We start from the raw sequence: 25,630 nt of genomic DNA, 5'->3' as shown, positions 1-25,630 counted from the left end.
AGTCAAGCTGGGCGCGACCGACAGCGTTCGCTCTGGTCTTGCTCTTCACCCATCCCGGTGCCTCCCTTGCACCACGTCGGCGAGCCTGGCCACTTCCTTGCGCAGGGCCTTGGGCTCGATGGCGATCGCTTCGCCGCCGTAGCTCAGGATCTGGCGGGCACCGTGCTCAATCGATTCAATGCCCAGGGAGACGCATTGCCAGTCGGGTGGTGTGCTTGCGCCGGCTGGCGGGTGGGGCAGGGGTGTGACGCGCTGGCGCGCGTGCAGCAGCCAGCTCATGGCACGGGGTGAGACCAGGACGGTGGCCTCCATGGGGCGCAGGTCGGCTTCAAAGCGCCGGGCCGATTCTGCCCAGAAGCCGGCGAGGTTGAAGCCACGCGGTCGTTTGAAAGTCGCCTTGGTCACGCTCACCGACTGCATGCTGGCCAAGCGGTAAGTGCGTACCTCTGGCTGGCCGGTCTGGCGCGCAGCCAGGTACCAGGCGCCGGCCTTGAGCACCAGGCCCAGGGGTTCGAGTTCGCGGTGCGCACGGCCGCGCCAACTGGAGTAGTCGACCTGGATGCGCTGGTTGCGCCACACGGCGGCGGCGACGTCGCGCAGGTGCGGCGCGGCGTCGGTGGTGCGGTACCAGTCGATGGGGTCGATGTGCAGCCGCTCGGCCACGGTGGCAGCGCTGGTGCGTTGCGGCGTGGGCACGCTGGCCACGAGCTTGAGGCGGGCCGACGTGGCCGCCTTGCCGAGCCCGAGTTCGGTGGCGGGGCCGGGCATGCCGGCCAGCAGCAGGGCGCTGGCTTCGTCTTCGGTCATGCCGGTGAGTTGCGTCGTCCAGCCCGGGCGCAGCTGAAGGCCACCCTGGCGGCCGCGCTCACCCCAGATGGGGACACCGGCTGCCGAGAGGTGGTCGATGTCGCGCAGCACGGTGCGCTCCGATACCTCGAGCTCGCGCGCCAGGGCGCTGGCGGTGCTGCGACCGCGGGTCTGCAACACCATGAGGATCGAGAGCAGGCGGCTGGCTTTCATTGGGGGCAGGTTCAAATCACGACATGCGGTGTCATGTTATCGCCTGCAGCATCGGGGCACCGAATCAAGTCCAGGACAAGCGACCATGAAAACCTCCCAATTGAACCCGCTACACGCCGCACACGACTTCGATTTCCTCGTGGGCAACTGGCGCACCCGCCAGCGCCGCCTCGTCCGCCGCCTGCAAGGCTGCGACCAGTGGGAACACTTCGATGCCGTGTCGACCGTGCAGCAACTGCCGGGTGGTGTCATCAACTTCGACACGCTGGCGGCCGAAGCCTGGCGGCCCGGGTGGCTCGGCACGTCGCTGCGGGTGTTCAACCCGCTTACCGGTCTGTGGAGCATCTACTGGGTGACCAACGACGGTGCCAGCATGGACGCCACCACCGGTGCGCTGGCACCGCCGGTGGTGGGTCGCTTCGTGGGCGACGAGGGCGTGTTCGATGGCGAGGATGTGTTCGAAGGTCGACCCATCCGCGTGCGTTTTCTGTGGCAGCGCCTGGGCGCCGACCGGGCGCGTTGGCAGCAGGCGTTCTCTGACGACGGAGGCCAGAGCTGGGAGGTCAACTGGGTGATGGACTTCGAGCGCGCACCGGCGCCGCCAGCGGCGTTGCCCACCGCGCCCGTACCCGATGGTGCGTGCGAGGTGATTGAGCTTCGCCGATACGCCTTGCACGCCGGCCAGCGCGACACGCTGATCGATCTGTTCGACCGCGAGTTCGTCGAGACGCAGGAGGCGCACGGGATGTCGGTGATGGGCCAGTTCCGCGATCTCGACGCCGCCGAGCGCTTTGTGTGGCTGCGCGGTTTTGCCGACATGGACGCCCGACCCAAAGGCCTGGGCGCGTTCTACGGCGGGCCCGTCTGGGCACAGCACCGCGACGCCGCGAACGCGACGATGGCGGCATTCGACGACGTGCTGCTGTTGCGCCCGGCATGGGCGGGTGCCGGTGTGTCGATGGCGGGGCGCGAGCGCGCCGCGGGCATCGTGCGAACGGCCTTGCCGGGCCTGCTGGACCTGAGTGTGGTCCCCCTGCGAGAGGCGGCCCCGGCCGAGCTGCTGCGCTTTTGCCGCGAGGTCATGACCCCCTGCCTGCAGCGCGCCGGTGCGCAGGTCCTGGGTTGGTACGTGACCGAGAGCCGCCCCAACAACTTCGCGCAACTGCCGGTTCGCGAGGGCGAGTGGTTCCTGGTCGGGCTGGCTCTGTTTGCCAGCGAGGCGGCTCACCAGGCGTTCGTTGCGGGCGGTGCCTGGGCAAGGGAGGTCGCGCCGACCCTGGCAGGTTGGCTGTGCGGGCCGGTGCAGGCCCATCGCCTGGTGGCTACGGCGCGTTCGGCCATCCATCTCTGAGCGGGCTGTCGGCCCTTTGGTGGCAATGGCAGACAGGGCGGTGCGATCGGCGCATCATGGCGCTCCTTCCCTGTCTGGCTGCATCCGCACCGTGCGACGCCGCGAACTCCTTCAATACCTGGGCGCCTCGCCTGTGCTTGCGCTGGGTGGGCTGGCGCATGCATCGGCCACGCGCACGCTCACGGCGGGGTCGGCAGCATTGCCGGTGGCCGGCGAGGCCGCGCTGCCGGTGTGGGCCTACGACGCGCAACTGCCTGGCCCGGTGATGCGGTTCAAGCGCGGTGAGTGGGTCGACGTCGATCTGCACAACCGCCTGCCCGAGGCGACCACGGTGCACTGGCACGGCATCCGCCTGCCCAACGCCATGGACGGCGTGCCGCACCTCACCCAGCCGCCGGTCGCATCGGGCGAGCGGTTTCACTACCGCTTTCGCCTGCCCGATGCCGGCACCTATTGGTACCACCCGCACCTGGGCACGGCCGAGCAGCTCGAGCGCGGGCTGGCCGGTGCGCTGGTGGTCGATGACGACTCGCCGCCGCCGGTGGACGACGACCTGGTCTGGCTGCTCGACGATTGGCGACTGGACGCGCAGGGGCGCATCGCCGAGGACTTCTACCGCTTTCACGACGTGGCGCACGCGGGCCGCCTGGGGCAGCGCATCACCGTCAACGGTCGGGTCGATACCGAACTGCCCCTGCGCGTGGGGCAACGGGTGCGGCTGCGGCTGATCAACGCGGCCAACGCGCGCATCTTTGCGCTGCAGCCCGAGGCGGGTGTGGACGCCTGGCTGATCGGGCGTGACGGCATGCCCACGCCAGCGGCGCTGGTGTGGGACGCGCCGCTGCTGCTCGGGCCTGGCATGCGTGCGGATGTGGTGATCGATGCGCGTCAGGCGGGTCGCTTCGCCATCCAGCAACTTGGCGGGCGCGAGGCTGGCGCGCTGGCCACGGTGGTGGTGAGCGGGTCGGGGCAGGCCGCGGCGCGCGCGGCACCGGAGCCTTCGGGCTTTGAGCCGCCACCTGCGCCCGACCTAGCGTCTGCAGCGGTGCACACACTGCGCCTGGGCGGCGGCGCCCGCAGCCGCGATGGCTGGCCAGAGGACAGCGAGGCAGATCGCCAGGCCCGCCAACAACGTCGACAGGCCGGCGCCAAAGAGGCCGACCCGGCCTGGACCATCAACGGCGTGGCCCACACCGGCGACCACCACGCGCACCATGCGCCCGCGTTTGGCGTGACGCAGGGTCAATCGGTGCGGCTGATCTTCGAGAACCCCACCGCCTGGTGGCACCCCTTGCACCTGCACGGCCACCACATGCGGGTGCTGGCGCGCAACGGCACCCCACTGGCCGACGCCACGGCCTGGCGCGACACCGTGCTGCTGTCGCCAGGGGACCGCGTCGAGGTCGCCTTCGTCGCCGACAACCCGGGTCGCTGGCTGATCCACTGCCATGTGCTGGAGCACCACGCGGGCGGCATGGGCACCACGTTCGAGGTGGCGGGCTGAGCGGGCGCAAGACCCCACGCCTGCGCCGGGCCGACAGCGTGCCCAGAATGTCGCGATTGCCCGATAGACCCTCCCTGGAGACAACACATGATCCGCTTCCACTACAACCTCGCCCCCAATCCGATGAAGGTGGCGCTCTGTCTGGAGGAGATGGGGCTGCCCTACGAGCCGGTGCCGGTGGATACGCGCAAGGGAGAGCAGCACCTGCCGGCGTTCACGGCGATCAATCCCAATGCCAAATGCCCGGCCATCGAGGACGGCGACGTGAAGGTGTTCGACAGCAACGCCATCCTGCTGTACCTGGCCGAGAAGACCGGGCAGTTCCTGCCGCCCGACACGCCGGCTGGCCGCGCCGAGCTGTACTCGTGGCTGATGTTCGTGGCCACCGGCATCGGTCCGTACTCGGGCCAGTGCGTGCACTTCCGGCACGTGGCGCCCGAGCCCAAGGAGTACGCCGTCAACCGCTACGACTACGAGGCCTGGCGGCATTGGATGATCGTGGACGAACACCTGGCCACGCGCACGTGGATGCTGGGCGACACCTACACCATCGTCGACATGGCGCTGTGGGGTTGGGCGCGCATGGTGCCCTATGTGTCGGGCAACTCGGATGCCTGGGCGCAGCTGCCGAACTTCAAGCGCTGGTTCGACGCCATGCAGCTGCGCCCCGCCGTGCAACGGGCCGAGGCGCTCAAGACGCGCCACACCTTCAAGGCCGAACTCGACGACGCCGCGCGCAAGGCGCTGTACCCACAGAACGAACGGTTGCGCGCCTGAGGCCTGGGAGTACGCGGGCGGACCGCCAGCGCGCGGGCTCAGCCTTTCGCGCAGCTGTTGGGCACGCGCTCGAAATGGCCAAAGAGGTCGACCCGGCGGTCTGCGGCGTTGGTGCCGGCCGCGCCGGGCGCCTTGCCGGTTGCGTACGGTGCACGCGGTGGTGCAGTGAGCAGCACCGGTGCAAGTTCGAGCACGGCCTGGCCACACAGGCCAACTGACTGCAAGGCGCTCGCCACGGCCTGCGAGCGCGCCTGCGCCAGCGAGGCGTTGCTGCCGTAGCGGCGCCGCGCCTCGGGTCCCAGCGGGGTGGGGTCGTGCGAGCCCACCAGAAACACCGGCGCCCAGCGCGCACCCTCGGGCACCGAGAGCCCGCACAGGCAGTCGCTTGCGGCGGGCGGCAGCTCTGCGCGGCCCGGGGCAAAACCCTTCAACTGCACCAACCGGATCGGCGGCACGGTGAGGCGTTCACCGGTGGGGGGTGGTGGCGGCGCGGGCGGTGCAGGTGGTGCAGGCGGTGCAGGTGGTGCAGGCGGTGCAGGTGGTGCAGGTGGTGCAGGTGGTGCAGGTGGTGCAGGTGGTGCAGGTGGTGGTACCGGGCACACGCAGGTCAGGCACGCGTTGTGGCCGCGCGGGCAGTCGGCGTTGTCGGCCGCGTTGCGGCGTTCGCGTTGCTCGGCCAGGCCTGCGATGAGTGCCGACGCCACGGTGCCGATGGCGGCGATCGCTGTGATCGCCGTGATCACCCAACTGGTGCTGCCGTTCTTCTTGCCATCGACACCACTATGCCGGCCGATGGGCACGAACGCCAGCGTGACAATGAGCAATCCGCCGGCCACCAGCCACCAGTTCAGTGTCGGCAGGTTGACCACCTCGACCCGGAAGGTCGTGTCCCTGAAGTCGACGTAGATCAGGAGCAGGCCGCCCATGGCCATGGCCACCCCGGCCAGCATCTGCACGCGCTCGGGCACCCGTTGCGCTGCGATGCGGTAGGCCTCGAACGAGTCCAGCCGCGCGCGCCACAGTCGCAAACCCAAGGTCAGCGCGCCATCCAGGGCGAGCAGGCTGCCACCAATCCATAGCAGTGCCGCGGCCAGCATCGTCATGGCATCACCTCCCTGCGCATGGCCTGTTGAGTGGCGCATCTTGCGCGTTTGCCCGAGGTTCTCCAACCACCGGCTGGCGGGAGCGGTGCGCCTGAGGGTGACAGGGCGATCAGGCCGACGCTGAGAGTTCGGCCAGCGCGCGCAGCGCGTCGTCGAGCCGCCCGGCCGGCACAAACACATGGTCGTGGTGGAAGGCCGAGACCACGTTGCAGGCAATGCCTTGCGCGGCGAGTGCGGCGCTGATGCGCGCCATGAAGCCCACCGCATCCAGCGCGGAGTGAATGGTCAGCGTGACCAAGCGCGAGGCGAACTGGTGCGGCAGGTTCAAGGCCTGCGCCTGGGCCTGCGGCACGATGGCGGTGAGACCTTCGGCTTCGACAAAGCTGCCCACGGGGGACAGGCCCGGTGCCAGCACTCCGTCGGCAAAGCAGCAGAACACGAACACCTCGGGGTGCACCGATGGCTGCATCTGGCGCAGCAACGTGGGCAGGTGGGTTTCGGCCGGCATGGCGCGATTCTGGCAGTGGTGTGGCGCGGCGCCCGCGCTTAAGAGAATTTGAAGAGTGGGTTGCGGCGGTCGGCGACACCATGGCGTGCCTCAACGCGACAGCCACGCCCATGAAACCCCGTTTGCTTCCCGAGCGGCCCCACGTCGGCCCGCTCAAATCCATCGACACGGCGCGCACCACACAGACGCGCACGCCGCACGGTCAGATCGTGCTGACCATCGAACACGAGACGATCAAGGGCGTCACGCCTCCCATGCTGCAATGGTGGTTCGAGCACATCGGCGACACCATGGAGCACCAGGGGAAAAGCTATCCGCGCTATCTGCTTTGGCACCCGCGCGACCACATTCATTGGGCGCTGGCGCGGCCTTCGCCGCTGGGCGGCGCGCGGCAGGGGGCGTCCTTTCGCATCGTCGAGGCCTTTGGCGCCAACCCCGCCTACCTGGTCGACTCGGTCGAGTACGTTGAGAAGCTCGACGAAGAGGGCATCTCGCTGGTGCGGCGAGAGCTCGGCATGGAGATATTCCGCCTGGAGCACCGCTTCGGTCAGGTTCCCGGGGGCGCCAGTTACCGATCCCGCATGGCGGTGGGGGTCGCGTCCGGCTGGGCTGGGCGCTGGTTCAACCGGCTGGTGCTGCCGCGTTTGTTCACCGACGCCATGGGCGCGGCCTGGCTCACACACAACGTGGAAGAGGTGGGGCTGTTCGAGCACCTGCTGCCGCCGCTGTACCCGGCGGTGCAGATGGGGGCAGGTGCAGGCGCCTGAACGCGGTGCGCCTCAGGCGCTTTCGGTCATCTGCCCGAAGCGGCCTTCCTGGAAGTCGTGGAAGGCCTGGATGATTTCGTCGCGGCTGTTCATCACGAAGGGGCCGTGGCCCACCACGGGCTCGTTGATGGGCTCGCCACCCAGAAACAGCAGCTTGGCATCGCTGTTGGCCTCGATGTGCAGTTGATCGCCGTCGCGGGCGAACTGCACCAGCTGGGCGTCGCGCGCGATGGCTTCGCCGTTGACCTGCACCGTGCCGCGCAGCACCACCAGCGCGGCGGTGTGGCCCGCGATCAGCGGCAGCGTCACGTCGGCGCCGGCCTGCAGCCGGATGTCCCACACGTCCATGGGCGTGTGGGTCTGCGCCGGGCCGCTGTGACCGTCGAACTGCCCGGCGATTACGCGCAACTGCCCGGCGTTGCCGGGCAGCGCCACAGCGGGAATCTGCGCATCGACGATGGTCTGGTAGCCGGGCGCGATCATCTTGCTGCGCGCCGGCAGGTTGACCCAAAGCTGCACCATCTCGAGCAGACCGCCCTGTTGGGTGAACGCAGGTGAGTGGAATTCCTCGTGCAGGATGCCCGAGGCCGCTGTCATCCATTGCACGTCGCCGGGACCGATGGTGCCGCCGGCGCCGGTGGAGTCGCGGTGCGCGACCTCGCCTTCGTAGACGATGGTCACCGTCTCGAAGCCGCGGTGGGGGTGCACGCCCACGCCACGCGCGCGCTCTGCGGGCGGGAAGCGCGCCGGGCCGGCGTAGTCGAGCAGCAGAAACGGGCTGAGCTGCGCGCCGTGGTCGCCGTAGCTGAACAGCGAGCGCACCGGAAAGCCGTCGCCCACCCAGTGCGGGTGCGGCGCGTTGTGGACGGCTTGAACGGCTTTGAGCATGGTCTTCTCCAGAAACGCGACCCCAACTGAGCGGGGCCGACGCGAAGCTTAGGGCGCTTGCGCAGACGCTGACGGGTGAAGGGCCTTTGCGGCCCGGCCGTGTGCGATCCGCAGCACGGCATTGACCGCGATCAATGTCCTCGGGCGTCGCGGGCGCCACACTGCCGCGTCGCTGGCCCGCCGGGCCACACGGAGGTCTTACATGGGTGCCAGGGGCAATGGTTCAAGGGTTGGCTCGCGTCGGGTGGCGTGGGTGCTGTGCACTCTGCTGGGTGCGCTGGGGTCGGCGGCGCAAGCGGGCGATCCGGTGACGGATGCCATGGTGCAGGCTTATGTGCCCTACCGGCAGGCGCTGTTCCAGACCAACGCCCAATCGCAAGCCGAGTCGGGGGCCGCGCTGACGCGCGCGCGCACCGCATGGGCGCAGCTGACGCAGCGCTTTGGCGGCCAGCCCACCTTGCCCTACGAGCGCGACGCCGGCTTCGCCCAGGACCTGAAGGCGGTCGACGGCCTGTACGCAGCCGCCGCCGAGCAGGTGGCGCGCGGGCAATTGCCCGAGGCCCACGAAACGCTGGAGCAGGTGCGCGATGTGCTGGCGGCACTGCGCCAGCGCAACGGTGTGATCGTCTACAGCGACCACATGAACGCCTACCACGCGGCCATGGAGCACCTGCTGACCGAGGGCAAGGCCCTCGTCGGTCAGCGCGATGGCTGGGCGCCGCTGGCCGAGCAGGTGGGCGTGCTGGACTTCCTGGCGCAGCGCTTGCAAAGCGAAGCGACGGCCGAGCTGAGGGCCGACCCGGCGTTCGGCCCGGCCCTGCAGGCGGTGCTGGATTCCGTGGCGCAGTTGCGCACCGCGGTGCGCGCGCAGCAGGCCGACGCCGCGCTGGCCGCGATTGCCAAAGTCAAGGCGCCTTACAGCAAGCTGTTTTTGCGGTTCGGGTGAGCCGAGACGCCGCACAATGCGGCGCTGCGCCCGCCTGCCGTCGGCAGGGGCCCTGCACGGAGGACAGCATGCCGGCTCGCTCGCGTAGATCACCGGGGTTGAGGGTTCTCGGGCGCCTTGCCCTGTGGCTGGGGGCGCTGGTCCTGCCATCTGCGGTGCTGGCGCAGGAGCCGCCCGCCACCGTGCCCGAGCCGCAAGTTGCGCCCGAGGCCGCCGAGCTGGTCTGGGGCAATCGCCACATCGTCACGTTTCGTTCTGCGCTGCTCGGTGACTCGCCGGCGGACCGGGTGCGGCTGGCCGAACTGGCGCTGGCATCGGCCCTGGCGCGCAAGGCCGACGCCTTGCCCGCGCGCACCTCGGCAGGGGCGTCGGTGCGGTTTGAGCTGGACGGTGTGCCGCTGTTCTATCTGGTGGCCGCCGATCTGGACTCGCCCCGTGGCGAGAGCGCGCTGGACGGCCACTCCGTCGACGTGCTCAACCGGCTGCGCCTGGCGATCGACGAACACCGCGAAGCGAACGATCTGGGTGCGCGCTGGCGTGCGGCGGGCAAGGCGCTGGCGGCGACGGCGGTGACGGCCTTCATCCTGTGGTTGCTCTGGCGCGCGCGTCGCCTGGCGGTGGTGCACCTGTGGGAGCGATTGAAGTCGCCCGCCAGCCTGCGTGGCGGATGGTTGTCGGGCTACGCCGAGGCGGCTGCTTCGGTCGGGCGTCTGGGCATGACGGCGCTGGCCTGGCTATTGAGCGCGTTCGCAATCGAGGCCTGGGTGAGCTATGTGCTGCACCAGTTTCCGTTCACCCGCCCCTGGGGCGAGCGCTCCACCACCTGGTTGCTGGGGGTGATCGAGCAGTTCGCGCTGGCCATTGCTGCGGCCGTGCCGGGCCTGGTGGTGGCCGTTTTCATCTTCCTGCTGGCGCGGGTGGCGGTGCGGGCCAACGCGGCGCTGCTGCGGCGTGTGCAGCGCGGCGAGGTGCAGTTGCCATGGCTGGACGCCGACACCGTGGTACCCACGCGGCGACTGACCACGGTGGCCATCTGGTTGTTTGCGCTGGCCATGGCCTACCCCTACCTGCCCGGCGCGCACAGCGAGGCCTTCAAGGGCGTGACGGTGCTGGCCGGTCTGATGCTGTCGCTGGGCGCGTCCAGCGTGGTGGGCCAGGCGCTGTCGGGCATGAGCCTGATGTATTCGCGCTCCGTGCGCGTGGGCGAGTACGTCCGGGTAGGCGAGACCGAAGGCACGGTCACGGCGCTGGGCTTGTTCACCACCAAGATCCACACCGGCCTGGGCGAAGAGGTCAGCCTGCCCAACGCCGTGATGTTTGCGCAGCCGATCCGCAACTACTCGCGTCTGGTGCCCGAGGGGCATTTCGTGCTGCATACCTGCGTCACGATCGGCTACGCCACGCCCTGGCGCCAGGTGCACGCGCTGCTGCTCGAAGCGGCGCGTCGCACGCCGGCGGTGGCCAGTGAGCCGGCGCCCTATGTGGTGCAGACCGCGCTGTCGGACTTCTATGTGGAGTACCGCCTGTGCGCGCAAAGCAGCAAGGAGTCACCAGGGCGGCGCATCGAGGCCATGAACCAGTTGCACGCCCATGTGCAGGACGTGTTCAACGAGAACGGCGTTCAGATCATGTCGCCGCACTACATGGCCGACCCACCCGTTGCCCAGGTGGTGCCGCCCGGGCCCTGGTCATCGCGCGGTGATCAGCCGCTGACACCGCCGCCGTCGGCCTGAAGCGGCGTGCCGCGCTGCGCCGCGATGGCGGCCAGCTTGTGCGGGTTGCGCTGGGCGTGGATGCGCACGATGCGCTCGCCGTCGAACTCGATGGCCTGCACGGATTCCAGCGCGCCATCGATGTGCCGCAGCAGTCCCCATTCGCCGTTGATGCGCACGACCTCGATCTGCAGCGCACCCGGATAGCGCAGGCTGGTGGCGAGGTAGAGCTGGGCGATGCGCTGGCCACCGAGCATCGGCACGCCAAAGCTCGGCACCACACCGCCACCATCGCCGATGAGTTGGGCGTCTTCGGCCAGCATCTGTTTCAGGGCGCCAAAGTCGCCGCGCGTGGCGGCGTCGGCGAAGCCCTGCAGCAGCTTCTGCCGGTGCGCGTCATCGACGCGTTGGCGCGGTCGTGACTCGCGCACCTGAGTTCGTGCGCGGTGCACCAGTTGCCGGCAGGCGGCCTCGCTGCGTTGCAGGGTTTGCGCCACCTCGTCGTAGGGCAGGTCGAAGACCTCGCGCAGCAAGAAGGCGGCACGCGCCTCCGGGCTGAGCCGCTCCAGCGCGGTGAGCAGCGCGAAGGACACCTCATCGGCGCGTTCGAGCATCTGCTCGGGCGTGGCGGGCGCGTCGCCCAGTTCGGGCTCCGGCAGCCACATGCCGACGTAGTCTTCGCGCCGCGCCTTGAGCGCGCGCAGGCGGTCGATGGCCAGGCGGGTGGTGACCGACACCAGCCAGGCCTCGTCGTTGTCGATCGCCGAGGCGTCGGCCGCGTGCCAGCGCAGCCAGGCGTCCTGCACCACGTCGTCGGCCTCGGCCTGTGTGCCGAGCATGCGGTAGCCGATGCCGTGCAGCCGGCGGCGCAAGCGGGCGAAGGTGGCGGTGCGGTGGTCCATGGTTTGGCGGGTCAGCGCGCCATCATGCCGCCAGTGTCCGTGGCCTGTGTCTGCGGCAGGTTGTCCCTGCCGCTCTGGCGTTCGTGCCAGGCAGGCCAGGTAGTGGGCGCCAGCCAGGCGTCGGGGCCGGGCAGCAAGGTGCTGGCTTGCAGCACGGCGCCGAAGTAGGGCGCTGCGTCGTCGGTGACCACGCGGCGGGCGTCGCCACGCAGCGCCAGGGCCTGGCGCATCAGCGCGTCCATGCCCATGGGCTGGGGCCCGGCAATCTCGCACACGCCGTTGAGGGGCGCGTTCTGCGCCACGCCGGCCAGCGCCAGCGCCACGTCATCGGCCGCAATTGTCTGGATGCCGGCGCTGGTGGCGTGCACCACGCCATCGCGCGTGGCTGCGTCGGCGATGGCGCCGACGAATTCGTGGAATTGCGTGGCCCGCACGATGGTGTGCGGCAGGGCGCTGGCGCGAATGAGCGCCTCCTGTGCCAGCTTTGCGCGGAAGTAGCCGTTGCCCGGCGGGCGATCGATGCCGACGATGGACAGGGCGACGTAGTGCCGCACGCCGGCGGCGGTGGCTGCGCGGATGAGTTGTCGGGTGGACGTCTGAAAGAAATCCAGCACCGCCTGGTCGGCGAAGTCGGGCGAGTTGCTCACGTCGACCAGCACCTGCGCGCCTTGAAGCGCTTCAGGCAGGCCCTGGCCGGTGAGCGTGTTGACGCCGGTGCTGGGTGCGGCGGCCACGACCGTGTGGCCGGCCAGGCGCAGGCGTTGGGCAAGCCGGCTACCGATGAGGCCGGTGCCGCCGATGAGGGTGATGTGCATGGGAGTCCTTCGTGTTGCGGTGGGGAAGCCCCGCCGCGCAATCCGATCGGGGTCATCTGCCAGCAAGACGACGGAGGGACCGTACCTGTGACGGCCTTGGCGACGAACGGTGGGATGTGCGGTCGCGGGTTCAGCCGAGCGTGGGCGCCGCGTCGGGCAGGGCGCCGCCCACCATCCAGCGCAGCAGCTCGCTCACGGGCCGGATGCGGTCGCCAAAGGGCAGGGCACCCGCGCCACGGAAGAACAGGCCGCGCTGCAGGTCGCCTTCCATGGCGTGCCCCAGTTGCTGGTCGATGCAGAACTGGCCCATGTCGGCCACGCCGTCTCGCAGGCCGCAGTGGGCCAGGCAGTCAAAGCCCATGTTGCAGCGGCGCTTGGGGTGGGCGACGGATTGCAGCTTGGGCAGCACGCGCAGGTACTTGTCCAGCCAGGGGGTGCGCACGGCGCGCGCTGGCAGGCCGGCGACGCTGACGAACTCGACAATGTCCTCCGGTCGGGCGCCGGCCAGCACCTGCTTGAAGGCGGTGTGGGCGTCGCACTCGTCGGTGACGGCGAAGGCCGTGCCCATCTGCACCGCGTCGGCACCCAGGCGCTGCATGCGCAAGACGTCCTGCGGGCCCTGCATGCCGCCGGCGGCGATCAGCGCCACCTGGCCTTCGGCGCCCATGGTGCGCAGTTGCTCGCGCACGGCGGGCAGCACCTGCTCGAAGTCGAAGCGCGTATCGCCCAGGTCGGCCACGCGGGCAGCGCCCAGGTGGCCACCGGCCAGGCGCGGGTGCTCGATCACGATGGCGTCGGGCAGCCGGCCTTTCTTCTCCCACTTGCGCAGCAGCAGTTGCACGCCGCGCGCGTCGGACAGGATGGGGATGAGGGCGGTGTGCGGGTGCTCGCGGGCCAGATCGGGCAGGTCGAGCGGCAGGCCGGCACCAACCACGATCGCGTCGACGCCGCAGGCCAGCGATTCGCGCACATAGGCGTCGTAGGCCGAGACGGCTTTCATGATGTTGACCGCCAGCAGGCCGCGACCACCCGAGAGCGCGCGGGCCTTGGCCACCTCGCGGCGCAGCGCCTCGAAGTTGGCGGCGTCGATGCGGGCGCGGGTGTGGTCGTCGATGGGCAAGGGGTCGGTCTGTGCCATGAGGTCGGGGTACTGCCGGCGCAGCTCCAGTGCCGAGAGCACGCCCATGGCGCCCAGTCCGGCCACAGTGCCCGCCAGGCGCGCGCCCGAAATGCCCACGCCCATGCCGCCTTGCACCACCGGCAGCAGCGTGCGTCCTTTCAGCAGCAATGGGCGCATGCCGCTGGCCTGTGCCTGCTGCAGCAGCGCGTCGGCCTGGGCCGCAGGGCTGACCGGGGTGGGTTCGGCGGGCGTGAGTGTGGGGGGCAATGCGTCGACCATGGGGGCGCAGCCTAGCCCCGGGCATGGATCGGCGCTTTGCGCTGCGTCAGCTTCCGTGCGCGGCGAGGGTGGCGTTCGTCGGTTTGTGCCAGCGTCGGTTCTTTTGGCGCATGAAGGCCAGGTAGAGCAGCGGCACCATGAACAGCGTCAGCACCGTCGAGAACGCCAGCCCCCAGACGATGCTGGCCGCCACCGGCCCCCACAGCAGGCTCTGGCCGCCCAGGCCGAAGGCCAGTGAGAACAGGCCGCCGATGGTGGTCGTGGTGGTGATGAGGATGGGCACCACGCGCCGGCGCCCCGCCTGCACGATGGCGTGGATGGTGCTCATGCCCTCGGCCTGGCGCGCGTTGGCCGCGTCGATGAGCACGATGGCCGAATTGACCGCAATGCCGGTGAGCGCGATCACGCCATAGAGCGTGTACAGGGACAACGGATTGCCCGAGATGGCCAGCCCGAAGGCCACACCGGTGAAGGCCAGCGGCACGGTCACCAGGATCATCAGCGGCTGCCAGTAGCTGCGGAATTGCGCCGCCAGGATCAGGTAGATCAGGCCGACACCGAGCATGAACAGCACCTGCATGGCTGCCAGGCTCTCCTCGATGTCTTCGAGCTCGCCGGAGAAATCCAGATCGACGCCAGGGTGGCGCGTGCGCATCTGCTCCCACTCGGCCTTGACCATGTCGTTGGCCACGGTGGTGTCGGTGATTTCCTTGTCGAGGTTGGCTTCGACCGTGATGGTGCGGCGCAGGTTGTAGTGTTTGATGAAGCCGCGCCCGGGTTCGACCTCGGCGCGCACCAGCGTGCCCAGCCGGGTGGTCTGGCCATTGGGCAGGGCCACGGGTTCGTCGAGCAGGCTGGCGGGGTCGATGCGCAGCGCCGCGCCGTCGCGCAGGGCCTGGTCGGAGCGCACGCGCAGCTCGATCTTGTCGCCGCCGTCGCGGGTGAAGGCCACCACCTCGCCGTCCACGGCCAGGCGCACCAGGCGCGCCACGCGCGCGGCGTCCAGCCCGGCGTGGCGCACCGCGTCGTGGTCCACGCGCAGCTGCAGCTGCGGTCGGCCGGCGACGTTGTCGTCCTGCACGTCGGTGGCGCCGGGGATGCGCCGCACCACCGCCTTGAGCTCGGCCACCGCGGCCTCGATGCGGGCGTAGTCGTCGCCGCGCACCTTGACGTTGATCGGCTTGCCTGCGGGCGGTCCGCCCGACAGCACCGTGAAGCTCTTGGCGCCCGGCCCGGGCAGGTTGGTGATGGCCTCGCGCATTTGCTCGACCACCTCGGTCACCTCGCGAGACCCTTGCGTGCGCGGGTTGAGCGAGACAAAGACCTGGCCGTACTGGTCGCCAAAGACCATGTCGGTTTCGGTGAACTTGATGCCGGCAAAGCTGCTGACCTCGCGCGCCTCGCCGTCATTGCCCACACCCTTCAGCTGGGCACGCACCGCCTGCTCTACCTTGCGCGCCTCGGCCATGGTGTCTTCGAGCGCGGCGGTGGCCGGCATGTCCACGTTGACGTAGAAGGCGCGGATCGGATCGAAGGCAAAGAACTGCACCCGGATCAGCCCGCTGGCCAGCAGCGCCACCGCGGCAACCACGCACAGGGTGCCCAGGGCGGCGAAGCGCCTGGGCCGGCGCAGCACATAGGCCAGCGCCTGGCCATAGCGCAGCCGGGTGGCGCGGTTGAAGCGGTTGCGCCAGCGCTGCACCCGCCCCGGGTTGTCAAAGCGCACGCCAATGGCGGCCACGTGCACCGGCATCATCCAGAACGCCTCGATCAGCGAAATGGTCAGGGCCAGCGTGACCACGAACGGGATCACGAACATGAACTTGCCCACGATGCCCGGCAGCAGCATCAAGGGCAGAAAGGCCGCGAGCGTGGTGGCCACCGAGGCGAGCACCGGCTTCCACACCTCGGCGATCGCATCCAGGCTGGCGGCCAGCGCGGCCTGGCCGCGCTCCATGCGGTAGTAGATGGCCTCGACCACCACCACCGCGTCGTCCACCAGCATGCCCAGCGCAATCACCACCCCCAGCAGCACCGACACGTTGACCGTGTGGCCCATGCTGCCCAGCAGGGCAAAGGTGGCCAGCAGCGAGAACGGAATGCCCACGGCCACCAGCAGGCCGATGCGCCAGCCCAGGAACACCCAGCACACCGCCAGCACCAGGCCCACGCCGAGCAGGGCGTTGGTTTCCATGACGCCAATGGCCTCGCGCGTGGGCACGGTCTGGTCGTCGGTGAGCATCAGCTTGAGACCGTCGGGGGCCAGCACCGCGTTCTCGCGCTCGATGAAGGCTTTGAGCGTGTCCACCAGCGTCAGCGTGTTGGTGCCGCTCTTCTTGGTCACGCTCAGCGAGATGGCGGCCTGTCCATTGAGCGAGGCCAGTTGCTGCGCCGGTGCGCGGGCGCGTTCGATGCGCGCCACGTCGCCCAGGCGCACGCTGGTGCCGGGGTTGACCGAGGACGCGACTGGCAGCAGCGCCAGTGCTTGGGGGTCGGTGAGCACGCCCTTGACGGCCACCGCCCAGGCGCCGCTTTGGGTGCGCAGCGTGCCACCGGTGGTGTCGCGCCACCATTGCGAGAGCGTGTCGGCCACGTCGCTGGCCAGCACCCCGCGCGCGGCCAGCGCCTGCGGGTTGGGGCTGACCAGCACCTCCGGGTCGCGCAGGCCGGCGGTGGTGACCTGGTCGACGCCGCCGATGCGTTCCAGGTCGGTTTGCAGGCGACGGGCGTGGCGGCGCAGGGTTTCGTCGTCGGCCTGGCCGACCAGCATCAGCGCCGCGGTGGGAAAGCCGTTGCTGGTGGTGATCTCCAGGATCACCGGGTCTTCGGCGTCGCGCGGCAGTTCGGCGGCGGTTTTGTTCTGGATCTCGCGGCGCAGGTCGTTCATGCGCTTGTCGAAGGTGCGCTCGTCGATCTCGCGAAAGCGCACCAGCATGCTGACCACGTTCTCGCGCGAGTTGCTGATGACGAAGCGCACGTCCTGCACGCCCTGGATGGCGTCTTCCAGCGGGTTGGTGATGAGGCGCTCCACGTCTTCGGCGGCGGCGCCGGGCAGCGTGGCGGTGATCGCGACCCAGTTGAAGTTGATCTCCGGGTCTTGTTCGCGCGGCATGGTGTTGTAGCTGACCAGGCCGAGCAGGCAGACCACCACGAAGGCGATGTTGGCCAGCGGGTGGTTGGTGATGAGGGCGCGCAGGAAGGACATGGCGGTTGAGCGTTCGGCGTTCGGCGCTTTGCCTCAGCGCGCGACGCTGACGGGGCTGCCGTTTTGCAGCTGGGCCTGGCCTTTGGAGACCAGGCTCGCCGAGTCGCTCAGGCCGGTTGGCACAGGGGTGGCACGGCCTTCCTGTGCGCCGGGGGCGGGCACGAAGCGGGCCTTGCCGCCGTCGGCCACGAAGACGCCGAGCTCGCCGTTGCGACGCACCAGCAGGTCGGGCGGCAGGTGCGCTCGCGGGTCGCTCCAGCGCAGGGTGCCGCTGGTGCCGGGCGGCGGCGCGTCGGCCGGCGTGCGAAAGCCCAGCCGGGCCGGCACGGTGCGCGCGGGCGCGGTCACGGCGGTGCCGATGCGCTTGAGTGCCAGGGGGTGCTGGCCGCGCGCGTCGACGAAGCGCGCATCGCCGCTCTGGCGCAGGCTGGTGGCATCGGCGGTGGTCAGCGTCGCCTCGACCTCGTCGTGACCGGTCTCGACCAGCAGGTACAGCTCGGTGCCGGGCGAGACGGTCTCGCCGGTCTGCGCGCTGCGCGCCTTGACCACCGCGTCAAACGGCGCGCGCAGGGTGGTTTTGCTCAGCGCGTGGCGGGCGCTGGCCAGTTCCACCTGGGCGGAGCGCACGGCGGCGCGGGTGCGGGCCAGGTCGGTCTCGCGCTGGGTGAGCGCCTCGCGCGAGAGGAAGTTCTGCGCCACCAGCGCGCGGGCGCGTTCGAGTTGCGAGGCGGCCAGGGCCTGGTCGGCCTCGGCCGCGGCCAAGGCGGCCTGGGCGCGCTGGCGCGCCAGCTCGGCGTCGCGCGGGTCCAGCTGCACCAGCACCTGGCCGCGGCGCACGCTCTGGCCCAGGTCGACGTGCCAGCGTTGCACGGTGCCGCTGACCTCGGCCGCCAGGCGCGACTGGTTGCGCGCCACCACGCTGGCGGGCGCCTCGCGCGCCGGACGCACGACCAGCTGGCTCAATGGCGTCAGCGTCACCGCGACGGGTGCCGGCGCAGGTGCGGTCTGGGCGGCGCAGGTCAGGGCGGCGGCGGTCAGGGTGGCAAAGAGGGCGAGGCGTGACAGCGATCGGTGCATGGTGCTTGTGTTTGTCGTCGAGAGAAAGAATCACATCCACAGGGCGCGCCACAGCAGCACCGGCAGGTCGGCCTTGCCGACGCTGACCCGTTGCGCCCAGCTGCGGTGGTGGATGTCGGCAATGTGGTCGAGCACGCGCAGCCCGCCCTGCACGACCAGGCGCAGCTCCCAGCCGGCGCGCCCGGCGACCTGGTGGACCAGCGGCGCGCCCATTTGCATCAGCCCGCGCGCATGGGCGCACAGCTCGGCCACCACCGCGTGGCGGTGCAGGTCGGCGGCCGACGAGCCTGGCAGGAAGTCGGCCACCTGCGCGCCGTGGCGGCGCAGCACGTCGCTGGGCAGGTACACCCGCTGGCGCGGCAGGTCCACGCTCAGGTCCTGCCAGAAGTTGATGAGCTGCAGGGCCGAGCAGATCTGGTCGCTGCGCTCAAGCGCCAAGGGGTCGCGCACCCCCCACAGCTGCAGCAGCAGGCGCCCCACCGGGTTGGCGGACAGGGCGCAGTAGCGCAGCAACTCGGCCAGATCGGCATAGCGGTGGTCGCCGTCGGTGTGGCGTACGTCTTGCTCGAACGCGCTGATGAGGTCGTGCAGCAGGGCGGGGTCGAGCCCGTGGCGGTGCACCGCCAGTGCCAGCGGCCCGAACACGCGGGGCCAGTGCGGGGTGGGTTCGCTGCGCAGCGCGGCATCCAGTTCGGTGCGGTAGGCGGACAGCGCCGCCAGGCGTTCACTGGCGCTGGCGTCGCCTTCGTCGGCGATGTCGTCGGCCAGGCGGGCAAAGCGGTAGATGGCGGCGATGGCCGGGCGCAGGTGGGCCGGGCACAGCCACGAGGCCACGGGGAAGTTCTCGTAGTGGTCGACCGACGCGCCGAAGGCCCCCGACCCGCCGGCCGTGACGGGCGCCACGGGCGCGGCCGCAACACCCGGCTGACCGGTCGACGCCGATTCGCTGGTTTGCTCTAGAATTTCGCTTACTAACCGGTCAGTCATTAATTTTTTGAGCACCTTCCGGTGCCTCGTTCAGGTGCAGACCATGAAACCGACGCATTTTGTCCTCGTTGTGACCACCCTGGCGCTGGCCGCCTGCTCGGGCAAGACCCCGCCACCCGAACCGGTGCGCGCCGTCAAGCTGATGACCGTGGGGGCCGACACGCTGCAGGCAACCAACGAATACGCGGGCGAGGTGCGCGCCCAGGTCGAGTCCCGGCTGGGCTTTCGGGTCGGCGGCAAGCTGACCGAGCGGCCGGTGGACATCGGCCAGCACGTCAAGGCCGGCCAGTTGCTGGCCCGCCTGGATGGCCAGGATCTGGCCTTGTCGAGCCAGGCCGCCCAGGCAGCGGTGGCCGCAGCGCGCACCCAGCGCGACCTGGCCAAGGCCGATCTGGAGCGTTTCAAGGGGCTGAGGACGCAGGGTTTTGTGAGCGGCGCGGAGATCGATCGCCGCCAGGCCACGCTGGACGCCGCCGAGGCGAGCCTGCGACAGGCGGTGGCCCAGAGTTCGGTGCAGGGCAACCAGGCGGGCTACGCGCGGCTGGTGGCCGACGCGGCCGGTGTGGTGACCGCCGTGCAGGCCGAGGAAGGCCAGGTCGTGAGCGCCGGCAGTCCGGTGGTGGTGGTGGCACAGGATGGTGCGCGCGACGTGGTGTTTGCGGTGCCCGAGGACCGGCTGGCGCTCGTCAGGCCGGGCACCACCGCCGACGTACGGCCCTGGACGGGTGGCCACCACGGGGGTGCCGAGCCACCGGTGCAAGGGACGGTGCGTGAGGTGGCGGCCAGTGCCGATGCCGCCACACGCACCTACCAGGTCAAGCTGGCCTTGCCGGCCGGCACGGCCTGGCCGCTGGGCGCCACCGCGTACGTGAGCCTGCGCACGCCCGCCACGGGCGTGGCGGCGATCACGTTGCCCACCAGCGCCATCGTGCGCTCGGCCGAAGGCGACCGCAGCGGCAGCATGGTGTGGATCTACGACGCCGCCAGCAGCACGGTGCAGGCGCGCCAGGTGGAGGTGGCCGGTGCGGACGGCAACCGCGTGGTGATTGCCGCCGGCCTCAAGCCGGGTGACGAGGTGGTGGCCGCCGGCGCCCACGTGCTCAATGCGGGCCAGAAGGTCACGCGCTTCGCAGCCCAGTGAGCAGCACCATGCAGAACACGCACGAACCGCGCGCGGGCTGGGCCTCGCGCTTCAACATCTCGCGCTGGGCGCTCGATCACCCCGCCTTCACCCGCTACCTGATGGTGGTGCTGATGGTGTTCGGCATCGCCTCGTATTTCCAGCTCGGCCAGGACGAAGACCCGCCGTTCACCTTCCGTGCGATGGTGGTGCGCACCTTTTGGCCAGGCGCAACGGCCGAGCAGGTGGCCGAGCAGGTGGCCGATCGCATCGAACGCACGCTGCAGGAAGTGCCCTACGCCGACAAAATCCGCACCTACACCAAGCCGGGCGAGTCGCTCACGATCTTTCAGATCAAGGACTCCTCACCGCCGACCGAGGTGCAGCACGTCTGGTACACGGTGCGCAAGAAGCTGGGCGATGTGCGCGGGCAACTGCCGTCGGGCGTGCTCGGGCCGTTCTACAACGACGAGTTCGGCGATGTGTACGGCGTGATTTACGCGTTGCAGGGGCAGGGCTTCAGCGACGCCGAGCGCAAGGACGTGGCCGAGGACGTGCGCCAGCAATTGCTGCGTGTGAAGGACGTGGCCAAGGTCGAGCTCTTCGGTGTGCAGGACCAGAAGATCTTCATCGAAGTCTCGCAAAAGCGCCTGGCCACGCTGGGCCTGGACTTCAACGCCGTGCTCGACCAGCTGGGCCAGCAGAACGCGGTGGCGTCGGCGGGCGCAGTGCAGACGCCACTGGACGTGGTGCAGGTGCGGGTGGATGGCAGCTTCAACTCGGTGGACGATCTGCGCGCCATGCCGATCCGCGCCAACGGCCGCACCATCCGCCTGGGCGACATCGCCGAGATCGTGCGTGGCACCGTCGACCCGGCCCAGGTGCTGGTGCGCCACGACGGCCAGGACAGCATTGCGCTGGGGATCTCCATGGCCAAGGGCGGCGACATCATCGCGCTGGGCAAGGCCTTGAACACGGCCGTGGGGCAGATCCAGACGGCGCTGCCAGCGGGCATGTCGCTGGTGCAGGTGCAGGACCAGCCGGCCGCGGTGGCGCGTTCGGTCAACGAGTTCGTGAAGGTGCTGATCGAGGCGGTGGTGATCGTGCTGGTGGTGAGCTTTCTCGCGCTCGGCCTGCACCGCCGCCCGGGGGGCACCGGCTTGCGCCGCTACCTGCTCGACGTGCGCCCCGGCCTGGTGGTGTTCATCACCATCCCGCTGGTGCTGGCCATCACCTTTCTGGTGATGAACCATTACAACATCGGCCTGCACAAGATCTCGCTGGGCTCGCTGATCATTGCGCTGGGCCTGCTGGTGGACGACGCCATCATTGCCGTCGAGATGATGGTGCGCAAGCTCGAAGAGGGCTACGACATGGTGCGCGCGGCGACCTTCACCTGGGACGCCACCGCCATGCCCATGCTCACCGGCACGCTGATCACGGCCACCGGCTTTCTACCGATCGGGCTGGCGCAGTCGACCACGGGCGAATACACCTTCGCCATCTTTGCGGTCACGGTCATCGCGTTGCTCATCTCGTGGGTGGTGGCGGTGATGTTCGTGCCCTACCTGGGCGTGAAGCTGCTCAAGATCAAACCCAAGGCCGAAGGCGAACCGCACGAGGTGTTCGACGGGCCGTTCTACGTGCGCTTTCGCCGCCTGGTGGACTGGTGCGTGGAGCACCGCTGGCTCACCATCGGTGCGACCGTTCTGACCTTTGCGCTCGGCATCGTCGGTATGGGCAAGGTGCAGCAGCAGTTCTTCCCGGACTCGAGCCGGCCGGAAATCATGGTGGACATCTGGTTGCCCGAGGGCAGCAGCATCGCGGCCATGGACGAGGTGTCCAAGCGCGTGGAGCAGCGCTTCATGCGCGAGCCGGGCGTGCAGGCGGTGTCGACCTGGGTGGGTTCGGGTGTGCCGCGTTTCTATTTGCCGCTGGACCAGATCTTTCCGCAAAGCAACGTGTCGCAGTTCATCGTGCTGCCCGAGAGCCTGCAGGCGCGCGAGCGCATCCGCCGCGAGCTGCCGGCCTTGCTGGCGAGTGAGTTCCCCGAGGTGCGTGGTCGTGTGAAGCTGCTGCCCAACGGGCCGCCGGTGCCGTATCCGGTGCAGTTCCGCGTGGTCGGCAGCGACCCGAAGGTGCTGCGTGGCCTGGCCGACGAGGTGCGCCATACGCTGGCCGCCAACCCCAACACGCGTGGCGTGAACGACAACTGGAACGAGTCGGTCAAGCAGATCCGCCTCGAGGTTGACCAGGCCAAGGCGCGCGCACTCGGCGTCACCAGCGCCAGCATTGCCCAGGCTTCGCGCACCACGCTGGTGGGCTCCACCGTGGGGCAGTACCGCGAAGGCGACGAGCTGATCGACATCGTGCTGCGCCAGCCGCTCAGCGAGCGCGACGCGCTCACCGACCTGTCCAACGGCTACCTGCCGACGGCGTCGGGTCAGCCGATCCCGCTCACGCAGATCGTCAAGGTCAGCTTCGGCTGGGAGCTTGGCGTGATGTGGCGCGAGAACCGCGAGTACGCGATCACCGTGCAGAGCGATGTGGTCGAGGGCATTCAGGGCGCGACCGTGACCGCGCAGCTGCAGCCCGAACTCAAGGCCATCGAGGCGCGCTGGGCGTCCGAAGGCAAGCTGGGCTACCGCATCCAGGTGGCGGGCGCGGTGGAGGAGAGCAGCAAGGGTTCGGCCTCGATCGCCGCTGGCGTGCCGCTGATGCTGTTCATCGTGTTCACGCTGCTGATGATCCAGCTACAAAGCTTCAGCCGCTCGATGCTGGTGTTCCTGACCGGGCCGATGGGCATGGCCGGCGTGGCCGGTGCCTTGCTGGTGCTCAACCGGCCCTTCGGCTTCGTCGCCTTGCTCGGCGTGATTGCGTTGATGGGCATGATCCAGCGCAACTCGGTGATCCTGATCGATCAGATCGAGCAGGACCGCGAGCGCGGCGTGCCGACCTGGGACGCCATCGTCGAAGCCGCAGTGCGCCGCATGCGTCCGATCGTGCTGACGGCGGCCGCAGCGGTGCTGGCGATGATTCCGCTTTCGCGCAGCGTGTTCTGGGGCCCGATGGCGGTGGCCATCATGGGCGGCCTGATCGTGGCGACGGTGCTCACGCTGCTGGCGCTGCCGGCGATGTACGCGGCCTGGTTCAGGGTGAAAAGGTAGCACCCCCGCCGCGCTGCGCGCGACCCCCTCAAGGGGCGACACCAGCGGCCCGGCGAAGCCGGTTCCGCGGTGTCTCTCGATCGGGCGAGCACATTTGGTGGTATCAACGCCCAACGCCCAACGCCCAACGCCCAACGCCCAACGCCCAACGCCCAACGCCCAACGCCCAACGAGCATGCGCCTGCGCCACATCGAAGTCTTCAACGCCGTGATGCTCACTGGCAGCGTGAGCGCCGCGGCGCGCATGATCAACGTCACCCAGCCCGCAGTCAGCCGCACGCTGCAACACGCCGAGATCCAGCTCGGCTTTGCGCTGTTCCAGCGTGCGGGCGGGCGACTGGTGCCCACGGCCGAGGCGCAAACCCTGTACCCGCACATCGAGCGGCTTTTCGCCCAGCTCGACGAGGTGCAGCGTCTGGCCAGCAGTCTCAAGGCAGGGCGCAACCAGGGTGAGTTGCGCGTGCTGACCGTGCTCGGCCTGAGCTACGAGGTGCTGGCCCGGGCCATGCGGCTGTTTCGCGAGAAGCACCCGAACGTGCTCGTCCACCACCAGGCGCTTCATTCGGCGCAGATCGTCTCGGCCCTGGTGCTGCAGGAGGCCGATTTAGGCTTTGTCTTCAGTGCGGCCTCGCACCCTGCGCTGACGCAGGAGCGGCTGGCCGAGCGGCGGGTGGTGGCGGTGGTGCCCAAGGGTGTGCTGGCCGCCAAGGCGCTCAAGGCGGGGCACATCACCTGGCCGCAACTGGCCCGAATGCCGGTGGTGGCGCTGGACCGCGAAGACCCGCTGGGCCTGCAACTGGCGCACACCATGCGCGACCACGGTGTGGGGCTGAGCCCGGTGATGACCGTGCAGACCTACCACGTGGCCTTGTCCCTGGCCCACCACGGCGTGGGCGTGGCACTGGTGGAGAGCTGCACCGCGGCCTCGGCCGATCCGACGCGTGTGGACGTGCTGCCGATCGAGCCGGCCATCCCCACCACGGTGCACATGCTGCGCCCTACCGGGCGCGCGCATTCGGTGGTGGCCCGCGGCTTTACGCGCTGCCTGCAACAGGCGCTGCAACAGATCGCCTGATCGGCACCGGACGTTGGGCGCCCTCGGGGCACCCCTGCAATTGCGTCGAGATGCGCTGTGCGCTGCCGGCTGCCAGGGTGAAGCCCAGGGCGCCGTGGCCGGCGTTGAACAGCAGATTGGTGGGCGCGCCCGTCACGCGGCCCAGGATGGGCACGCCCGTGGGCGTGGCCGGCCGCAACCCGGCCCACGGCTGCGCGCTGGCACTGTGCATGGCCTGCGGAAACACCTCGGCTGCGGCGCGCTGCAGCTGCGCCACGCGCCGGGCTTCGATTCGGGTGTCGTGCCCAGCCAGCTCGGCCAGGCCGGCAATGCGCAAGCGCTGACCGATGCGGGCGAACACCACTTTGCGCTGTGCGTCGGTCACGCTCACGGTTGGCGCCAGCCCCGGTGCGTCGGGCACGCCCAGCGTGAGGCTGTAGCCCTTGAGCGGGTACACCGGCACGCGCACGCCCAGCCCGCGTGCGAAGGCGCTCACCCCGGTCCCGATGGCGGCGACGAAGCTGTCGGCCTCGACCCAGTCGCTGCCGACCTGAACCGCGTCAAGGCGATTGCCGCTGCGTCGGACCGCGCCCACGGATGAGCCGATTGAGAAGCGAACGCCGCGCGCCTGAAGAACCGCATGCAGCGCTTCGCACAGGCGGGCGCAGTCGGCGGCGCATTCGCCTGGGGTGTGAATGCCGCCGACGTAGCGCGACGCGCTGGCGGCCAGTGCCGGCTCGATGCGCAGGCATTCGGCCACCGACAAGGCCTGTTGTTCGGGACCGCCCAGACGCTCCTGCAGCATCAGCTGACGCCGGGCCGACGCGAAGGCGGCTTCGCTGCCGTACATGACGAGCTTGCCGCTGGCCTGGTGGTCGCAATCGACCTGGGTGTCGGCCAGCAGGCGGGCCATGGCCTCGCGACTCTCGCTGGCGAGTGCCAGCAACTGGGCCGTGCTGCGCGCCGATACGTCGGCGCGGCAGGCGGCCAGAAATTGCAGGCCCCAGGCCCACTGGGCCGGGTCCAGCCGCAAGCGCATGGAAAACGGTGAGTCGCTGGCGAACAGCAGCTTGGGCAGTTGCGCCCAGATCGACGGATCGGCCAGGGGCTGCACGTAGGCGTAGCTCAGCTGCGCGCCATTGCCAAAGCTGGCGCCGCTGCCGGGCGCGGCGCGGTCGATGACCGTGACCTCGAAGCCGTCGCGCTGCAGTTGCCAGGCGGTGGCAAGACCGACGATGCCCGCGCCCAGCACGGCGACGTGGCGAGAAGGCGGGATGGTCAGGGCGGGTGGGTTCTGCATGGTGATCGACTCTAGGGTTAACCCTGGC

Annotated in this window: 20 protein-coding genes; 9 read left to right on the top strand and 11 right to left on the bottom strand. The window is 69.8% G+C overall.

Annotation, left to right across the window (positions count from 1 at the left end; translation table 11 throughout):
* Window positions 1-45 precede the first annotated feature (45 nt).
* The gene (locus KF871_RS11435; protein ID WP_291142237.1) at window positions 46-1,020 is read right to left on the bottom strand and encodes a YafY family protein; all 975 of its coding nucleotides are present in this window, start codon (window positions 1,018-1,020) and stop codon (window positions 46-48) included.
* A gap of 85 nt (window positions 1,021-1,105) precedes the next feature.
* Here KF871_RS11435 and KF871_RS11430 point away from each other — a divergent pair, with 85 nt between their 5' ends.
* The 3 genes from KF871_RS11430 to KF871_RS11420 all read left to right on the top strand — a co-directional run bounded on the left by KF871_RS11430 (window position 1,106) and on the right by KF871_RS11420 (window position 4,652).
* Window positions 1,106-2,371, top strand: a complete 1,266-nt coding sequence (locus tag KF871_RS11430; protein ID WP_291142234.1) for an NIPSNAP family protein — start codon at window positions 1,106-1,108, stop codon at window positions 2,369-2,371.
* Between the two features lie 91 nt (window positions 2,372-2,462).
* Window positions 2,463-3,875, top strand: coding sequence for a multicopper oxidase family protein (locus KF871_RS11425; protein WP_291142231.1), 1,413 nt, complete (start codon window positions 2,463-2,465; stop codon window positions 3,873-3,875).
* An 87-nt stretch (window positions 3,876-3,962) separates the two neighbouring features.
* A complete protein-coding gene (locus tag KF871_RS11420) occupies window positions 3,963-4,652 on the top strand; it encodes a glutathione S-transferase N-terminal domain-containing protein (protein ID WP_291142228.1) in 690 nt (229 codons plus the stop codon).
* Window positions 4,653-4,690: 38 nt separating this feature from the next.
* Here KF871_RS11420 and KF871_RS11415 read toward each other — a convergent pair whose 3' ends face one another.
* On the bottom strand, window positions 4,691-5,755 hold the full coding sequence (locus KF871_RS11415; protein WP_291142225.1) for a hypothetical protein: 1,065 nt from the start codon (window positions 5,753-5,755) through the stop codon (window positions 4,691-4,693).
* A 109-nt stretch (window positions 5,756-5,864) separates the two neighbouring features.
* Window positions 5,865-6,263 carry an ACT domain-containing protein gene (locus tag KF871_RS11410; protein WP_291142222.1) on the bottom strand — a complete coding sequence of 133 codons (399 nt, stop codon included), beginning with the start codon at window positions 6,261-6,263 and terminating at the stop codon, window positions 5,865-5,867.
* A 110-nt stretch (window positions 6,264-6,373) separates the two neighbouring features.
* On the opposite strand from KF871_RS11410, the gene KF871_RS11405 reads away from it, so the two are divergent.
* On the top strand, window positions 6,374-7,030 hold the full coding sequence (locus KF871_RS11405) for a hypothetical protein (protein ID WP_291142220.1): 657 nt from the start codon (window positions 6,374-6,376) through the stop codon (window positions 7,028-7,030).
* A gap of 12 nt (window positions 7,031-7,042) precedes the next feature.
* Here the strand turns inward: KF871_RS11405 and KF871_RS11400 are convergent, their stop codons facing one another.
* Window positions 7,043-7,918: a pirin family protein gene (locus tag KF871_RS11400; RefSeq protein WP_291142218.1), complete on the bottom strand. Its 876-nt coding sequence runs from the start codon at window positions 7,916-7,918 to the stop codon at window positions 7,043-7,045.
* Between the two features lie 253 nt (window positions 7,919-8,171).
* Between KF871_RS11400 and KF871_RS11395 the strand changes: the two genes are divergently transcribed.
* Both KF871_RS11395 and KF871_RS11390 read left to right on the top strand, forming a co-directional pair.
* On the top strand, window positions 8,172-8,864 hold the full coding sequence (locus tag KF871_RS11395; RefSeq protein ID WP_291142215.1) for a hypothetical protein: 693 nt from the start codon (window positions 8,172-8,174) through the stop codon (window positions 8,862-8,864).
* A 68-nt stretch (window positions 8,865-8,932) separates the two neighbouring features.
* A complete protein-coding gene (locus KF871_RS11390) occupies window positions 8,933-10,597 on the top strand; it encodes a mechanosensitive ion channel domain-containing protein (protein ID WP_291142212.1) in 1,665 nt (554 codons plus the stop codon).
* Here KF871_RS11390 and KF871_RS11385 read toward each other — a convergent pair.
* The 6 genes from KF871_RS11385 to hpnC all read right to left on the bottom strand — a co-directional run bounded on the left by KF871_RS11385 (window position 10,567) and on the right by hpnC (window position 18,877).
* Window positions 10,567-11,478, bottom strand: coding sequence for an RNA polymerase sigma-70 factor (locus tag KF871_RS11385; protein ID WP_291142209.1), 912 nt, complete (start codon window positions 11,476-11,478; stop codon window positions 10,567-10,569). The genes KF871_RS11390 and KF871_RS11385 overlap by 31 nt on opposite strands.
* 11 nt (window positions 11,479-11,489) lie before the next feature.
* Window positions 11,490-12,293 (bottom strand): SDR family oxidoreductase, encoded by an 804-nt coding sequence (locus KF871_RS11380; RefSeq protein ID WP_291142207.1) that lies wholly within the window; start codon window positions 12,291-12,293, stop codon window positions 11,490-11,492.
* A 130-nt stretch (window positions 12,294-12,423) separates the two neighbouring features.
* The gene (locus KF871_RS11375) at window positions 12,424-13,590 is read right to left on the bottom strand and encodes a nitronate monooxygenase family protein (protein ID WP_291142531.1); all 1,167 of its coding nucleotides are present in this window, start codon (window positions 13,588-13,590) and stop codon (window positions 12,424-12,426) included.
* A gap of 148 nt (window positions 13,591-13,738) precedes the next feature.
* Window positions 13,739-16,897 carry an efflux RND transporter permease subunit gene (locus tag KF871_RS11370; RefSeq protein ID WP_291142205.1) on the bottom strand — a complete coding sequence of 1,053 codons (3,159 nt, stop codon included), beginning with the start codon at window positions 16,895-16,897 and terminating at the stop codon, window positions 13,739-13,741.
* A gap of 33 nt (window positions 16,898-16,930) precedes the next feature.
* Entirely contained in the window at window positions 16,931-17,974 is a 1,044-nt protein-coding gene (locus KF871_RS11365; protein ID WP_291142202.1) for an efflux RND transporter periplasmic adaptor subunit, read from the bottom strand.
* A 30-nt stretch (window positions 17,975-18,004) separates the two neighbouring features.
* Window positions 18,005-18,877: a squalene synthase HpnC gene (hpnC, locus tag KF871_RS11360; RefSeq protein ID WP_291142199.1), complete on the bottom strand. Its 873-nt coding sequence runs from the start codon at window positions 18,875-18,877 to the stop codon at window positions 18,005-18,007.
* Window positions 18,878-19,004: 127 nt separating this feature from the next.
* Between hpnC and KF871_RS11355 the strand changes: the two genes are divergently transcribed.
* From KF871_RS11355 to KF871_RS11345, 3 genes are all read left to right on the top strand, one after another.
* Window positions 19,005-20,102, top strand: coding sequence for an efflux RND transporter periplasmic adaptor subunit (locus KF871_RS11355; RefSeq protein ID WP_291142196.1), 1,098 nt, complete (start codon window positions 19,005-19,007; stop codon window positions 20,100-20,102).
* An 8-nt stretch (window positions 20,103-20,110) separates the two neighbouring features.
* A complete protein-coding gene (locus tag KF871_RS11350; protein WP_291142193.1) occupies window positions 20,111-23,248 on the top strand; it encodes an efflux RND transporter permease subunit in 3,138 nt (1,045 codons plus the stop codon).
* A 175-nt stretch (window positions 23,249-23,423) separates the two neighbouring features.
* Window positions 23,424-24,323: a LysR family transcriptional regulator gene (locus tag KF871_RS11345; RefSeq protein WP_291142190.1), complete on the top strand. Its 900-nt coding sequence runs from the start codon at window positions 23,424-23,426 to the stop codon at window positions 24,321-24,323.
* Here KF871_RS11345 and KF871_RS11340 read toward each other — a convergent pair.
* Window positions 24,283-25,602, bottom strand: a complete 1,320-nt coding sequence (locus KF871_RS11340; RefSeq protein WP_291142187.1) for a D-amino acid dehydrogenase — start codon at window positions 25,600-25,602, stop codon at window positions 24,283-24,285. The genes KF871_RS11345 and KF871_RS11340 overlap by 41 nt on opposite strands.
* Window positions 25,603-25,630 lie beyond the last annotated feature (28 nt).

It is taken from the genome of Hydrogenophaga sp. (assembly GCF_019635465.1).
Classification (GTDB): domain Bacteria; phylum Pseudomonadota; class Gammaproteobacteria; order Burkholderiales; family Burkholderiaceae_C; genus Hydrogenophaga.
This window is presented reverse-complemented; position numbering and strand designations above follow the sequence as displayed.